Source organism: Streptomyces sp. NBC_00209, assembly GCF_045206345.1.
In the GTDB taxonomy this organism is placed as follows: Bacteria; Actinomycetota; Actinomycetes; order Streptomycetales; family Streptomycetaceae; genus Streptomyces.
Map to the genome: position 1 here is coordinate 6,604,385 of NZ_CP108121.1, position 12,944 is coordinate 6,617,328.

General features: G+C 75.0%; 12 protein-coding genes and 1 riboswitch. All 12 genes read left to right on the forward strand.

Annotated elements, in window-relative coordinates; all coding sequences use genetic code 11:
* Positions 1-20 precede the first annotated feature (20 nt).
* The 12 genes from OG867_RS29850 (at position 21) to OG867_RS29905 (ending at position 12,899) form a co-directional block, all read left to right on the forward strand.
* Positions 21-1,646: a glycoside hydrolase family 13 protein gene (locus tag OG867_RS29850; RefSeq protein ID WP_406290074.1), complete on the forward strand. Its 1,626-nt coding sequence runs from the start codon at positions 21-23 to the stop codon at positions 1,644-1,646.
* A gap of 109 nt (positions 1,647-1,755) precedes the next feature.
* On the forward strand, positions 1,756-2,082 hold the full coding sequence (locus tag OG867_RS29855) for a cupin (protein ID WP_020207421.1): 327 nt from the start codon (positions 1,756-1,758) through the stop codon (positions 2,080-2,082).
* Between the two features lie 42 nt (positions 2,083-2,124).
* A complete protein-coding gene (locus OG867_RS29860; protein ID WP_406290076.1) occupies positions 2,125-2,751 on the forward strand; it encodes a GNAT family N-acetyltransferase in 627 nt (208 codons plus the stop codon).
* 91 nt (positions 2,752-2,842) lie between these two features.
* Positions 2,843-3,718, forward strand: coding sequence for an ABC transporter substrate-binding protein (locus OG867_RS29865; RefSeq protein ID WP_406290078.1), 876 nt, complete (start codon positions 2,843-2,845; stop codon positions 3,716-3,718).
* 79 nt (positions 3,719-3,797) lie between these two features.
* Positions 3,798-4,730, forward strand: coding sequence for a carbohydrate kinase (locus tag OG867_RS29870; protein ID WP_406290080.1), 933 nt, complete (start codon positions 3,798-3,800; stop codon positions 4,728-4,730).
* Positions 4,731-4,811: 81 nt separating this feature from the next.
* On the forward strand, positions 4,812-6,059 hold the full coding sequence (locus OG867_RS29875) for a beta-ketoacyl-[acyl-carrier-protein] synthase family protein (RefSeq protein ID WP_406290082.1): 1,248 nt from the start codon (positions 4,812-4,814) through the stop codon (positions 6,057-6,059).
* A 51-nt stretch (positions 6,060-6,110) separates the two neighbouring features.
* Positions 6,111-7,955, forward strand: coding sequence for an acyl-CoA dehydrogenase (locus OG867_RS29880; protein ID WP_406290084.1), 1,845 nt, complete (start codon positions 6,111-6,113; stop codon positions 7,953-7,955).
* Between the two features lie 242 nt (positions 7,956-8,197).
* Positions 8,198-8,437, forward strand: a complete 240-nt coding sequence (locus OG867_RS29885; protein ID WP_328898841.1) for an acyl carrier protein — start codon at positions 8,198-8,200, stop codon at positions 8,435-8,437.
* The gene (locus tag OG867_RS29890; RefSeq protein WP_328898840.1) at positions 8,434-9,657 is read left to right on the forward strand and encodes a beta-ketoacyl-[acyl-carrier-protein] synthase family protein; all 1,224 of its coding nucleotides are present in this window, start codon (positions 8,434-8,436) and stop codon (positions 9,655-9,657) included. The genes OG867_RS29885 and OG867_RS29890 overlap by 4 nt, the downstream gene beginning before the upstream one ends.
* A gap of 36 nt (positions 9,658-9,693) precedes the next feature.
* A riboswitch (cobalamin riboswitch) is annotated at positions 9,694-9,881 on the forward strand.
* 59 nt (positions 9,882-9,940) lie between these two features.
* Positions 9,941-10,981 carry an ABC transporter substrate-binding protein gene (locus OG867_RS29895; protein WP_328898839.1) on the forward strand — a complete coding sequence of 347 codons (1,041 nt, stop codon included), beginning with the start codon at positions 9,941-9,943 and terminating at the stop codon, positions 10,979-10,981.
* A 128-nt stretch (positions 10,982-11,109) separates the two neighbouring features.
* A complete protein-coding gene (locus tag OG867_RS29900; RefSeq protein ID WP_406291221.1) occupies positions 11,110-12,117 on the forward strand; it encodes a FecCD family ABC transporter permease in 1,008 nt (335 codons plus the stop codon).
* The gene (locus tag OG867_RS29905; RefSeq protein WP_406290088.1) at positions 12,114-12,899 is read left to right on the forward strand and encodes an ABC transporter ATP-binding protein; all 786 of its coding nucleotides are present in this window, start codon (positions 12,114-12,116) and stop codon (positions 12,897-12,899) included. Before OG867_RS29900 ends, OG867_RS29905 begins: the two co-directional genes overlap by 4 nt.
* Positions 12,900-12,944: the final 45 nt, after the last annotated feature.

Below are 12,944 nucleotides of genomic sequence, written 5' to 3' on the forward strand. Positions count from 1 at the left end.
CCTGCCCGAAAGGAACGTCAGTGGCAGCCAACCGTCCGTCCGAGGCCACCGCACAGTGGTGGCGCGACGCCGCCATCTACCAGATCTACGTACGCAGCTTCGCCGACGGCGACGGCGACGGCACCGGCGATCTGGCAGGGGTACGGGCCAGGCTGCCCTACCTCGTGGAACTGGGCGTGGACGCCCTCTGGTTCACCCCCTGGTACCTCTCGCCGCTGGCCGACGGCGGCTACGACGTGGCCGACTACCGTACGATCGACCCCGCGTTCGGCACCCTCGCCGAGGCCGAGAAACTCATCGCCGAGGCCCGCGAGCTGGGCATCCGCACCATCGTGGACGTCGTGCCCAACCACGTGTCCGACCAGCACGCCTGGTTCCGCGCCGCCCTCGAAGCCGGCTCCGGCAGCCCCGAGCGCGACCTCTTCCACTTCCGCAAGGGCCGCGGCGCGAACGGCGAGATCCCGCCCAACGACTGGGTCTCCGAATTCGGCGGCACCCCCTGGACCAGGCTGGACGACGGCGAGTGGTACCTCCACCTCTTCGCCACCCAGCAGCCCGACCTCAACTGGGCCCACCCCGCCGTCCGCCGCGAGCACGAGGACGTACTGCGCTTCTGGTTCGAACGCGGCGTCGCCGGCGTACGCATCGACTCCGCCGCCCTGCTCGCCAAGGACCCCGGGCTCCCCGACTTCGTCATCGGCAGCGACCCGCACCCCTTTGTCGACCGCGACGAACTCCACGACATCTACCGCTCCTGGCGCGCCATCGCCGACGAGTACGGCGGCGTCTTCGTCGGCGAGGTCTGGCTCCCCGACACCGAGCGCTTCGCCCGCTACCTGCGCCCCGACGAGCTGCACACCGCCTTCAACTTCAACTTCCTCGCCTGCCCGTGGGAGGCGGAGAAGCTGCGGACCGCCATCGACGACACGCTCTCCGAGCACGCCTCGGTCGGCGCCCCCGCCACCTGGGTGCTCTGCAACCACGACGTCACCCGGACCGTCACCCGCTACGGCCGCGAGGAGACCGGGTTCGACTTCGCCGTCAAGACCTTCGGCACCCCCACCGACCTCGCCCTCGGCACCCGCCGGGCCCGCGCCGCCGCCCTCCTCTCGCTGGCCCTGCCCGGCGCGGCCTACCTCTACCAGGGCGAGGAACTGGGCCTGCCGGAGGCCGACATCCCGCTCGACCGCATCCAGGACCCGATGCACTTCCGCAAGAACGGCGCCGACCCGGGCCGGGACGGCTGCCGGGTGCCCATGCCCTGGGCGGCGGGCGAACCGTACGCCGGATTCGGCGCCACCGCGGAGCCCTGGCTCCCGCAGCCCGAGGGCTGGTCCAACTACGCCGCCGACATCCAGAACGGCGACCCGGACTCCCTGCTCAACCTGTACCGCGAGGCCCTGCGGCTGCGGCGCTCCGAACCGGGCTTCGGTACGGAGGGGGAGCCCGGCATCCAGCGACTGACCTGGCTCGACGCCGCACCCGGGGCGCTCGCCTTCGCGAGGACCGACGGACTGCTGTGCGTCGTCAACCTGGCGGCCGAGGCCGCGGAGCTGCCTCCGCACAGCGCGGTGCTGCTCGCCAGCGGACCCCTGGACGAGGCGGGGCGCCTCCCGCAGGACACGGCGGTGTGGCTGCGCGCCTGACGACGCCATGGCCGGGCCGTGCCCGCCGCACGGGCCGGGACGCGTGGGAGCGCGTCCAGGCCCGTGCGGCACGTTCGCGGGCGGGCCGGGGCTGCGGCACAGTGGGCATATGGACGCTCCGAACGACTTGAATGCCCTCGCCGCCGAGCACCTGGCCGCCGCCCGCGACGCCCCGCACGGCCGCAGCGCCCACCTCCTGCTCCACCAGGACCCGCTGCGGCAGACCGTCATCGCGCTCACCTCGGGCTCCGCGCTGGACGAGCACAACGCCCCGCCCGCCGCCTCGCTGCAGGTCCTGCGCGGCTCCGTCCGCCTCACCGCCGCCTCCGGCGACGTCGAACTGACCCCCGGGCGGCTGCACCCGATCCCGCAGGAGCGGCACGGGCTGCTCGCCCTGGAGGACGCCGTCGTCCTCCTCACCGCCGTCAACCCCTGAATGCTCTTGTGGGAGCGCTCTCCCAGTCGGCAGGATGAGCCGGTGACCTCGCATCCCGGCCTCCGGCCCTACCGCCCCGAAGACAGCGCCGCGCTCTCCGACATCTGCATACGCACCGCCGCCGGCGGCAGCGACGCCCGGGACATCTACCCGGACCACGAACTGGTGCCGTCCATCTTCGCCACGCCCTACGCCGAGCTGGAACCGGAGCTCGCCTTCGTCCTGGACGACGGCACGGGCCGCGCGGTCGGGTACATCCTCGGCACCGCCGACACGCCCCGCTTCGTGAAGGAGTACCGCGAGAGCTGGCTGCCCCGGGTCGCCGACCGCTACCCGCTGCCCGAGGGCCCGCCGCAGAGCCCCGCCGACGAGATGACCGGCCTCCTGCACGACCCGGAGCGCATGCTCCTGCCCGAACTCGCCACCCACCCCGCCCACCTGCACATCGACCTGCTGCCCGACTGGCAGCGCAAGGGGTACGGGAAGGAGCTGATGCACACCTTCCTCGCGGCGCTGAACGCCAAGGGGGTCGAGGGCGTCCATCTGTCCATGCTCACCTCCAACACACGTGCCAGGGCCTTCTACGACCGGCTCGGCTTCACCGAGATCCCCGTTGTCGATCCCGGTCCCGTCAGCTACCTCGTACGCGGCACGAAGGTCGATTCCTAGCGCATGTCCGGAGGGTGCCGCCCGCAATTGCTGGGCAGGTACGGGTCGACCGCCGTCGCCGGGCGGCGGATTCGGCTGGGAGGCGTGTGACGTGAACGAGCGGACCGTATGGCAATTCACCGACGACCGGGGGCAGTTGTCGGCAACCGGTGAGCGCCCTCGACGAGTGCTCGCCTACATCCAGGCCGGCGCGACCCTGTGGGACCACGGGATACGCCCGGCCGGGCTGTTCGGCTCCGGCCACGACGACCCGGCCGCACCCGACCCCGCGAAGACCGGGTCGCTCCCGCTCGACGGGATCGCGTACGCCGGTGCCGGGGCCGCCCTGGACGTGGACGCCTTACTGCGCTGCGCACCGGACCTCGTCGTCGCCGTCAGCTACGGCGGCGGCCAGGTCTACGGCCTCGACCCGGAGACCGCCAAGCACCTGGAGGGCCATGTCCCGGTCGTCGTCATCGACGTCGGCCAGGCGCGCACCCTCGACCGGATCGGAGACCGGTTCGCGGAACTGGCCCGCTCGCTCGGCGCCGAGGAACCGGCGTCGGCGACCCGCGAGCTGGACGCCGCCCGGGACCGCCTGCGCGCCCTCACCACGGGCCCCGCCAAGACGAGGGTCCTCGCCCTCTCCCCGGCGGACCAGGACCAGGCATACCTCGCCCGCCCCCGCATGTGGCCCGAACTCCGGGTCCTCGCCGACCTCGGCGTCGGCCTGATCGAACCCGCCGACGGCCCCGGGGCCAACTGGTCCACGGCCGGCTGGACCGAGGCCGCCGCCCTGCGCCCCGACGTCGTCCTCGCCGACATCCGGGTCAACGCGATCCCGCTCGCCGAACTGCGCGACAACGCCGAGTGGTCGGCCGTCGCCGCCACGGCCCGCGTGGTCCCGTGGAACCCGGAACCGGTGTGCAGCGCCCACGCCCACGCCCGGTTCCTGGAGCTGGTGGCCGACGCGCTGGACAGGACCTAGAAACCCCACGCGGCCGGGGCCGTACGGTGGGCCGGACGTTCCGTCAGCCCTCCGTCGCACCCCGGGAGACCCCGCCCTCATGTCCGACCGCCCCGACTTCCTGGTCATCGGTGAATGCGTCGCCGACATCGTCCGCGTCCCGGACGCCCCCGACCGGGTGCACGCCGGGGGCAGCCCCGCCAACCTGGCGTACGGCCTGGCCAGGCTCGGCCACGACGCGGCGCTGCTCACCCAGCTGGGGCGGGACGACAACGGACGGCTGATCCGCGCGCACCTCACCGGGGCGGGGGTCGAGGTGCTGACGGACGGAGCCCCCGGCCCCACCCCGTCGGCCGTCGTCACCCTGGACGGCGAGGGCCGCGCCGCGTACGCGTTCGACATCGCCTGGACGCTCGGCCGCGTCGCCCTCGACCGGCAGCCCCGGCACGTCCACACCGGGTCGATCGCGGCGGTGACCGAACCCGGGGCGGCCACGGTGCTCGCCGCCGTCGAGTCGCTGCGGACGGCCGCCACCGTCAGCTACGACCCCAACGTGCGGCCCGCGCTGATGGGCGACCACGACACCGCCGTACGCCGGGTCGAGCGGTGCGTGCGCCTCAGCGACGTCGTCAAGGCCAGCGACGAGGACCTGGGCTGGCTGTACCCCGGCCAGGACCCGGCCGAGGCCGCCCGGCGCTGGCTGGCGTCCGGCCCCGCCCTCGTCCTCGTCACCCGGGGCGGCGACGGCGCCACGGCGGTGCTGCCCGGCGGCCAGGTGGACACCGGCGCGCTCCCCGCCGACGTCGTGGACACCGTGGGCGCGGGGGACGCCTTCATGTCCGGCACCCTGCACGCGCTCGCCGCCCACGGCCTGCTCGGCGCGTCCGGCCGGAAGCGGCTGCGCTCCCCGGAGCGGGGCGCGGTGAGCGACGTACTGCGCCACGCGGCGGCCTCGGCGGCCGTGACGGTCGCCCGGGCCGGGGCGAACCCGCCGGACGAGGCGGAGTTGCGCGGGGCGCTGGGGCTGGGCTGAGATTCGGCCCCGCCCGCACCCTCGACGGCCTCCGGCGCGTTCCCCTTCCGAGGGACCGACGACGCGGGGGAGGGCCGGGGCATGGCGCGGGACACGGGGACGGCGACCGTGGTGACGGGGCTGGGGGTGGTCACCCCCGCGGGCGACGACGAGCGCGCCTTCTGGGCCGGGCTGTGCGCGGGGCGGTCCACGGCCCGGCGCTGCGCGGAACTGGCCGGGCTGCCCGCCGACTTCGCCTGCCGGGCCGACCGGACCGATCTGGACGAGGCCATCGGGGGCCGCGCGGGCTGGCGGATGGCGCGGTTCGCGAAGATGGCCCTGGTCGCCGCGCGCCGGGCCGTCGCCGACGCCGGGCTGCGCCCGGACCGCTGGGACGGCGGCCGGGTGGGCGTCGTGCTCGGCGTCGGCGTCGGCGGGGTCTCCGCCCTCGTGGACAACGTCCGCCGGTTCGACGCGGGCGGCGCGCAGGCCGTCTCCCCGCTCCTCGCGCCGATGATGATGCCCAACGCGGCGGCCGGCGAGATCGCCATCGACCTGGGCGCCCACGGCCCCAGCCTGGCCCCCGCCACCGCCTGCGCCTCGGGCGCCACCGCCCTCGCCACCGCGCACGACCTCCTGGCCACCGGCCGCTGCGACCTCGTCGTCGCGGGCGGCGCGGAATCCGTCCTGACGCCCCTGGTGGCCGCGGCCTTCGCCCAGCTCGGCGCGCTGTCCACGCGCACCGGCGACCCGGCCGCCGCCTCCCGCCCCTTCGCGCCCGACCGCGACGGCTTCGTCCTGGGCGAGGGCGCCGGCGTGCTCGTCCTGGAGCGGGGTGCGCACGCGGCGGCCCGGGGCGCCCGGGTACGGGCCGTGCTCGCCGGGGCCGGGGCCGCCACGGACGCCCACCACCCCACCGCGCCCGACCCCGGCGGCCACGGCGCCCGGCGCGCCGTCGAGGCCGCCCTGGACGCGGCGGGCTGGGCCGCCCACGAGGTCGGCCACATCAACGCGCACGGCACCTCGACCCCGCTGAACGACGCGATGGAGGCCGAGCTGATCGCTCGCCTCTTCCCGCACCGGCCCCCGGTCACCGCCCCGAAGGGCGTCCTCGGTCACACGCTCGCCGCCGCCGGCGCGATCGAGGCCGCCGCCACCGTGCTCACCCTCGAACACGGGGTCGTCCCGCCGGTCGCCAACCTGGACGCCCCGCCCGCCGACTGGGACATCGACTGCGTCACCAAGGAGCCGCGCCGCCTGCGCGTCGAGCGTGCCGTCAGCCACTCATTCGGCTTCGGCGGGCACAACGTCGCCCTCTGCCTCGAACGGGTTCGCCCCTCCGGCCGGTGAACATCTGCACGAGCGCGGTGTCCTGACCGTACGCCGGTCGTTCAGCCTGGTATGACCACCACGCTCACCGGCGCCGATCCCCTCGCACGCCCGCTCACCTCCGTGCTCCTCGGCGCCGACGCCCGCCGCGAGCACGGCTTCTGGCGGCGGCTCATCGCCACCGCACCGTTCCGGCTGCCCCCCGGGCCGGCGGCCGGCGGCACTCCGGACGAACGGCTCGCCCGCGCGTACGCACGACTGCGCACCCTCAACGACGCCCTGGACAGCGCCGCCCGCCCGGCCTCCGACTTCCGGGCGCTGGCGGCCCTGCACGAGTGGCTGGCCCCGGTCGACCCGGCGCTCGCCACCCTCGCGGGCATCCACTACAACCTCTTCCTCGGCAGCCTCCTGGACCACATCGCCGACAGCCCCCGCGACCTGTCGGACTTCCTGGCGCTGCGGCGTACCGGAACCTTCCTGTGTACGGAGGTGGCGCACGGCAACGACGCGGCGGCCGTCGAGACGACCGCCTCCTACGACCCCGTACGCGACGGATTCGTGCTGCACACCCCGCACTGCGGGGCGCAGAAGTTCATGCCCAACACCGGTCAGCCCGGCGGCCCCAAGACGGGGCTCGTCGCCGCGCGACTGCTGGCCGGCGGGGCCGACCGGGGGGTGTTCCTGCTGCTGGTGCCGCTCACCGACGCCACCGGGCCGCTGCTGGGCGTACGCGTGCGCAGGCTGCCCGCCCGCATGGGCAGCCCCGTCGACCACAGCCTCACCTCGTTCGACCACGTCTTCGTGGGACGCGAGGCGCTGCTGACGGGGCCGCAGGGGCGGATCGACGGCGACGGGGAGTTCCGCAGCGCCATCGAGGGCCGCAGGCGCCGCTTCCTCGCCTCCATCGCCCGGGTCGTCACCGGCAGGATCTCCATGAGCGCCAGCGCCGTCGGCTCGGCGCGCGCCACGCTGGCCGTCGCGGTGCGGTACGGCGGCCACCGCCACGTCTCCGCCGGACGCGGGGCGCGGCTGCCGGTGCTCGCGTACCGCACGCACCACGGGCCGCTCGCCGAAGCCATGGCCACGGTCTTCGCCATGAGCCTGCTGCACCGCCGCGTCCTGGACCGCTGGGAGGCGGCCCAGGAGGGGCCCGAGGCCGGGCGGGAGGCCGCCGAGCGGCTGGTGGACATCGCCAAGGGCTGGATCACCTGGCAGGCCAGGGCCGTGATCGTGGAGTCCCGGGAACGCTGCGGCGCCCAGGGCCTCCTGGAGAACAACGGGATGGCCGCGCTCGTCACCGGAGTCGAGGGCGCCATCACCGCAGAGGGCGACAACCTCGCCGTCCACGCCAGGGCCGCCGCCGCCCTGCTCGCCGACCGCGCTCCGTACGAGCCGGCCGCCCCGGCCGACGGCGACCTCACCGACCTCCGGTTCCTGGTCCGGCTCCTGGGCCGCGCCGAGGAGCTGTGGTTCGCGCGCGCCGGGGCCCGGGCGGCCCGGACCGCGCCCGGCGACCCGCTGGGCCGGTGGAACGCGGCGGCGGGCCCCGCGCTGCGCGGGGTCGAGGCGCACGCCTGCCGGCAGGCGGCCGAGGCGTACGCGGAGGCGGTCGAGGAACTGCCCGCCGGGGCGGACCGGGACCGGCTCGGCGAGCTGGCCCGGCTGTTCGCCCTGGGCCGGGTCGCGCGCGACAGCGGGGACCTCCTCGCGGCCGGCCACCTGAGCACCGGCCAGGCGGAGGCGCTGACGGACCACACCGAACGGCTCATCGAGGCGGTGGCCCCGCACCTCCCGGAGCTCGCCGACTCCTTCGCCTTCCCCGAGGAGATGCTCGCCGACTGGCCGATCACGGGCGCCGGTTACGCGGAGGCGTACGACGATCCGGAGGCCCACTGGCACACGGAGGCGGGCCGATGAGGGGCACGCGGGCACGCCGCGCGGCACGGGCCGTACAGGGGCTCGGGGCGGGGGCCGTCGTCCTCGCCTACTGGACGGCCGTCGCCGTGTTCGCGCGGTGGTGCGGGGCTCCCCGGACAGGCCCTAGGCGAATCGGTTCGCCGCAAGGCGTAACCGGATCGACGCTGCTCCGTTGTTCCGGCGTCGGGGCCGTGCGCGCCGGCGCCGGACCCCCGCCGGATGGACCTGAGGAAAGGAAGACCATGAGCACGATCCACCCCCACATCACCGATGTACTCAGCCGTACCTTCAAGGTGCCCGTGGCCGAGATCCTTCCGGACTCCACGATGGACAGCCTGGACATGGACTCCCTCGCGGCCGCCGAGTTCGCCGTCGTCCTCCGGGAGACCACCGGGGCCGAACTGGACACCGGCACCCTCACCCGGGGGACCACCCTCGCCGAGCTCACGGCGCACCTCCACGCGTCGGCCGCCGCCCGATGAGGACACCGGCCGTCGCCGTCACCGGGCTCGGCATGATCACCCCGGTCGGCAACGACACCGAGTCCACCTGGGCCGGGGTGTGCGCCGCCGTGAGCCCGGTGCGCATCGTCCCCGCGCTCGCCGGGTGCGCGATCGACTTCGCCTGCGTGGTCGACGGCATCGACCTGGACGCCGAGATCGGCCGCCGTACGGCCTTCCGGATGGGCCGGTACGTCAAGTTCGCGGTCCTGGCCGCCCGGGAGGCCGTCGCCGACGCCGGGCTCGACCCGGCCGGCTGGGACGGCAGCCGGGTCGCGGTCGTCGTCGGCACCAGCAGCGGCGGCTCCGCGCACCTCACCGACCAGGCGCTGGTGCTGGAGCGGAAGGGCCCGGAGGCGACCTCGCCGGCCGGCGTCCTGCTGACCATCCCCAACATGCCCGCCGCCGAGATCGCGATCGAGATGCGGGCCACCGGCCCCAGCATGGCCCCCTGCACGGCCTGTTCGTCCGGCATCACCGCGCTCTCCGTCGCCCGCGACCTGCTGGCCACCGGGCAGTGCGACGTGGCCATCGCGGGGGCGACCGAGTCGACCGTCTTCCCGATCGCCATGACCGGCTTCGCCCGGTCCGGGGCCGCCGCCCGCGCGGACGGCGAACTGTCCCGGCTCAGCCGGCCCTTCGCCGCCGACCGGGCCGGCCTCGTCATGGGCGAGGGCGCCGCGGTCATGGTGCTGGAACGCGCCGCCGACGCGGAGGCCCGGGGCGCCGAACCCCGGGCCCTGCTCGCCGGCACCGGCGCCACCACGGACGCCCACCACCCCACCAGCCCGCACCCCGACGGCCGGATCGCCCGGGCCGCCGTCGAGGCCGCCCTGCGCGACGCGGGCTGGCGGGCCGACGAGGTGGAGCACGTCAACGCGCACGGCACCGCGACCGTACGCAACGACGCCGCCGAGGCCGCGCTGATCAGCCGGGTGTACCCGCACCGGCCACCCGTCACCGCCCCCAAGGGCGTGCTCGGGCACTGCATGGGCGCGGCCGGGGCGATCGAGGCGGGGCTGACGATTCTCACTCTCCAGCGCGGGGTCGTCCCGCCGGTCGCCAACCTGGACGCGCCCGCGCCCGGGTTCGACATCGACTGCGTCACCAAGGTGCCGCTGGTACGGCCGGTCCGCCGGGCCGTCAGCCACTCCTTCGGCTTCGGCGGGCACAACGCGGTGGTGGCCCTGCAGCGCCCATGAGCCCTGAGGGGCGGCGCTGAGCTGCGCGAACGCCCGTGGTAGCGTGCCGGAGCCAGTCGAACTCCTCGTAGGAGTCAGGGAATCCGGTGCGAATCCGGAACTGACGCGCAGCGGTGAGGGGGACGGGCGGGGCCACGGCCACTGGGAGACCCGGCGTCTCCCGGGAAGGCGTCCCGTCCGAGCGAACCCGAGTCCGAAGACCTGCTGGCGACCGCCGCCCGGGACCGGGCGGCGGACCGTACAGCGGGCCCCGCGCATGGGCCCAGAGACGCCGAGGTACCCCGTGCCGCCGATATCCGGCCCCGCCCGTTCCGCCGCCCTGCTCACCGCCGTGCTCCTGCTGCTGACGGCCTGCGGAGGGGCCCCGTCCGAAAAGGCCGACGCGTCCGGAAAGGCGGACGGCTATCCGGTCACCCTCAAGAACTGCGGGCGCACCGTCACCGTGAACGCCGCACCCCGCCGCGCGGTCTCCGTCGACCAGGGCACGACCGAGATCCTGCTCTCGCTCGGCCTCCAGGACCGGATGGCGGCCACCGCCACCTGGACCGACCCGGTGATGAAGGGTCTGGAGAAGGCCAACGCGGGCGTGAAGCGGATCGCCGACAACCGGCCCTCGTCCGAGAAGGTCCTCGACCAGGAGCCCGACTTCGTCGCCGCCGACTTCGAGTCGACCCTCGCCAAGGGCGGCGTCGCCCCGCGCGAACAGTTCGAGAAGCTGGGCGTCCCCACCTATGTCGCTCCCGCCGACTGCACGGCCAAGGACAACACCGAGGACGGCGACGGCGTCCGCACCGGCGCCCTCACCATGGACAGCGTCTACGCCGAAGTGAACGACCTGGCCCGCGTGTTCGGCGTACCCGAGCGCGGGGAGAAGCTGGTCGCGCGGCTCCGCGACCGCATCCGGAAGGCCACCGACGGCATCGACGGATCGGGCACCTCCGTCATGTACTGGTTCGCCAACTCCGCGTCCCCCTACCTGGCGGGCTGCTGCGGGGCGCCGGGCATCATCACCCGGGAGCTCGGCCTGAAGAACGTCTTCGCCGACACGCATGACGAATGGCCCCAGATCAACTGGGAGACCGTCGCCGACCGCGACCCGGACGTCCTGGTCATCGGCGACCTCACCCGCACGTCGCAGACCGCCGAGAGCGCCGCCGGGAAGATCGGCTTCCTGGAGTCCAACCCCGTCACGAAGAAGATGGACGCCGTACGCCACAAGCGCTACGTCCTGCTCAGCGGCCAGGCCATGAACCCGACCATCCGCACGGTCGAGGGCGTCGAGCTGGTGGCCGCCGGTCTGCGCGACCTCGGACTCGCGGGGTGACGGCCACCGACCGGCTCACCGCCCCAAGCGAAGAGGCCCCGCGCGAAGAGGCCCCGCGCGAAGAGGCCCCGCGCGAAAAGGCTCCGCGCGAAAAGGCCCCGGAAACCGCGCGCCCCCGGCCGCGCGGCCTGCGCGACGGCCTCCTGTGGACCGGCGGCCTCCTGCTGCTCGCCCTGTCCGTCGCCGTCGCCGTCACCATCGGACCGGCCCGGATCTCCGTCGTGGACGTCTGGTCCGCCGTCGCCGCCCACCTCGGCGTCGGCGAGGCCCGGCTCAGCCCGATCCGCGACGGCATCATCTGGAACCTGCGCATGCCGCGCACCCTGCTCGCCGCCGTCTGCGGGGCCGGCCTCGCGGTCTGCGGGACCGTCATGCAGTCCCTGCTGCGCAACCCGCTGGCCGACCCGTTCGTCCTCGGTGTCTCCTCCGGCGCGTCCACCGGCGCGGTCCTGGTCGTCGTGCTCGGCGTCGGCGGGGGAGCGGTGACGCTGCCGGCCGGGGCGTTCATCGGGGCGCTCTGCTCCTTCGCCCTGGTGATGCTGCTCAGCCACACCCTGGGCGGCTCCACCGACCGGGTCGTGCTGTCCGGGGTCGCCGCCATGCAGCTGTTCTCGGCGCTGACCTCGTTCGTCGTCATGACGGCCGCCGACGCCGAGCAGACCCGCGGGGTGCTGTTCTGGCTGCTCGGCTCGCTCGGCGGGGTCGGCTGGACCGATGTCCGGGTCTGCTCCGCCGTCCTCGCCGTCAGCCTGTTCATCTGCCTGGGCCACGCCCGTACGCTCGACGCCTTCGCCTTCGGGCAGGACGCGGCCGCCGCCCTCGGCGTGAACGTCGCACGCGTCCGGACCGTGCTGCTCTGCACGACCGCGCTGCTGACCGCCGCGCTCGTCAGCTCGGCCGGGGCCATCGGCTTCGTCGGGCTGGTCCTGCCGCACGCCGCCCGCGCCCTCACCGGCTCGGGCCACCGCAGACTGCTTCCGGTCACCGCGCTCACCGGGGCTGTCTTCCTCGTCTGGGTCGACACGCTCGCCCGGACCGTCCTCGACCCCCAGGAGGTCCCGGTGGGCGTCGTCACCGCCCTCATCGGCGTGCCCGCCTTCGTCGCCGTCCTCTACCGCACCAGGCGGCCCGCATGACCGGGACCGGGACGACGGCCGAGGGCCTGCGGGCCGAACGGGTCGGCCGCGAAGCCGGTGGCCGCCTCGTCCTCGACGGGGTGACCCTCGCCCCGGAACCCGGCACCACCGTGGGCCTGATCGGCCCCAACGGCTCCGGCAAGTCCACGCTGCTGCGCATCCTCGCCGGGGTCCTGGCCCCGCACACGGGCGTCGTCACCCTGGACGGCGAACCGCTGCTCGACGTCGGCCGGCGCGCGGTGGCCCGGCGCGTCGCGGTCGTGGACCAGCACGCCGCCACCCAGGACGAGCTGAGCGTCCTGGACGTCGTACGCCTGGGCCGCATCCCGCACCGCCGCGCCTGGGCCGCCCCGACGGGCGAGGACGCAGCGGCGGTGGACGAGGCGCTGGGACGCACCGGGCTCAGCGGCCGGCGCGACCAGTCCTGGCACACGCTGTCCGGCGGGGAGCGCCAGCGCGTCCAGATCGCCCGCGCGCTCGCCCAGCGGCCACGCGAACTCCTGCTGGACGAACCGACCAACCATCTGGACATCCAGCACCAGCTGGAACTGCTCTCCCTGGTCGCCGCGCTCCCGCTGACCGCCGTCGTCGCCCTGCACGACCTCAATCTGGCCGCCATGTTCTGCGACCGGATCGTGGTGCTGAGCGGCGGCCGGGCGGTCGCGGGCGGGACCCCGGAGCAAGTGATCACCGAGGAACTGATCGAGGAGGTCTACCGGGTGCGGTCCGTCGTCACCCCGGACGGCCCGCAGGGGCGGCCCTCGGTGCGCTTCCTGCCCTGACGGGCCCGGGCACGCGAGAGGGCGGGCCCGTCGGCGGGCCCGCCC

Bases quoted from the DNA above. Each gene is read 5' to 3' on its own strand.
- OG867_RS29855 (WP_020207421.1), top strand. From the start codon at position 1,756: ATGGACGCTCCGAACGACTTGAATGCCCTCGCCGCCGAGCACCTGGCC.
- OG867_RS29870 (WP_406290080.1), top strand. From the start codon at position 3,798: ATGTCCGACCGCCCCGACTTCCTGGTCATCGGTGAATGCGTCGCCGAC.
- OG867_RS29875 (WP_406290082.1), top strand. From the start codon at position 4,812: ATGGCGCGGGACACGGGGACGGCGACCGTGGTGACGGGGCTGGGGGTG.
- OG867_RS29880 (WP_406290084.1), top strand. From the start codon at position 6,111: ATGACCACCACGCTCACCGGCGCCGATCCCCTCGCACGCCCGCTCACC.
- OG867_RS29885 (WP_328898841.1), top strand. From the start codon at position 8,198: ATGAGCACGATCCACCCCCACATCACCGATGTACTCAGCCGTACCTTC.
- OG867_RS29890 (WP_328898840.1), top strand. From the start codon at position 8,434: ATGAGGACACCGGCCGTCGCCGTCACCGGGCTCGGCATGATCACCCCG.
- OG867_RS29905 (WP_406290088.1), top strand. From the start codon at position 12,114: ATGACCGGGACCGGGACGACGGCCGAGGGCCTGCGGGCCGAACGGGTC.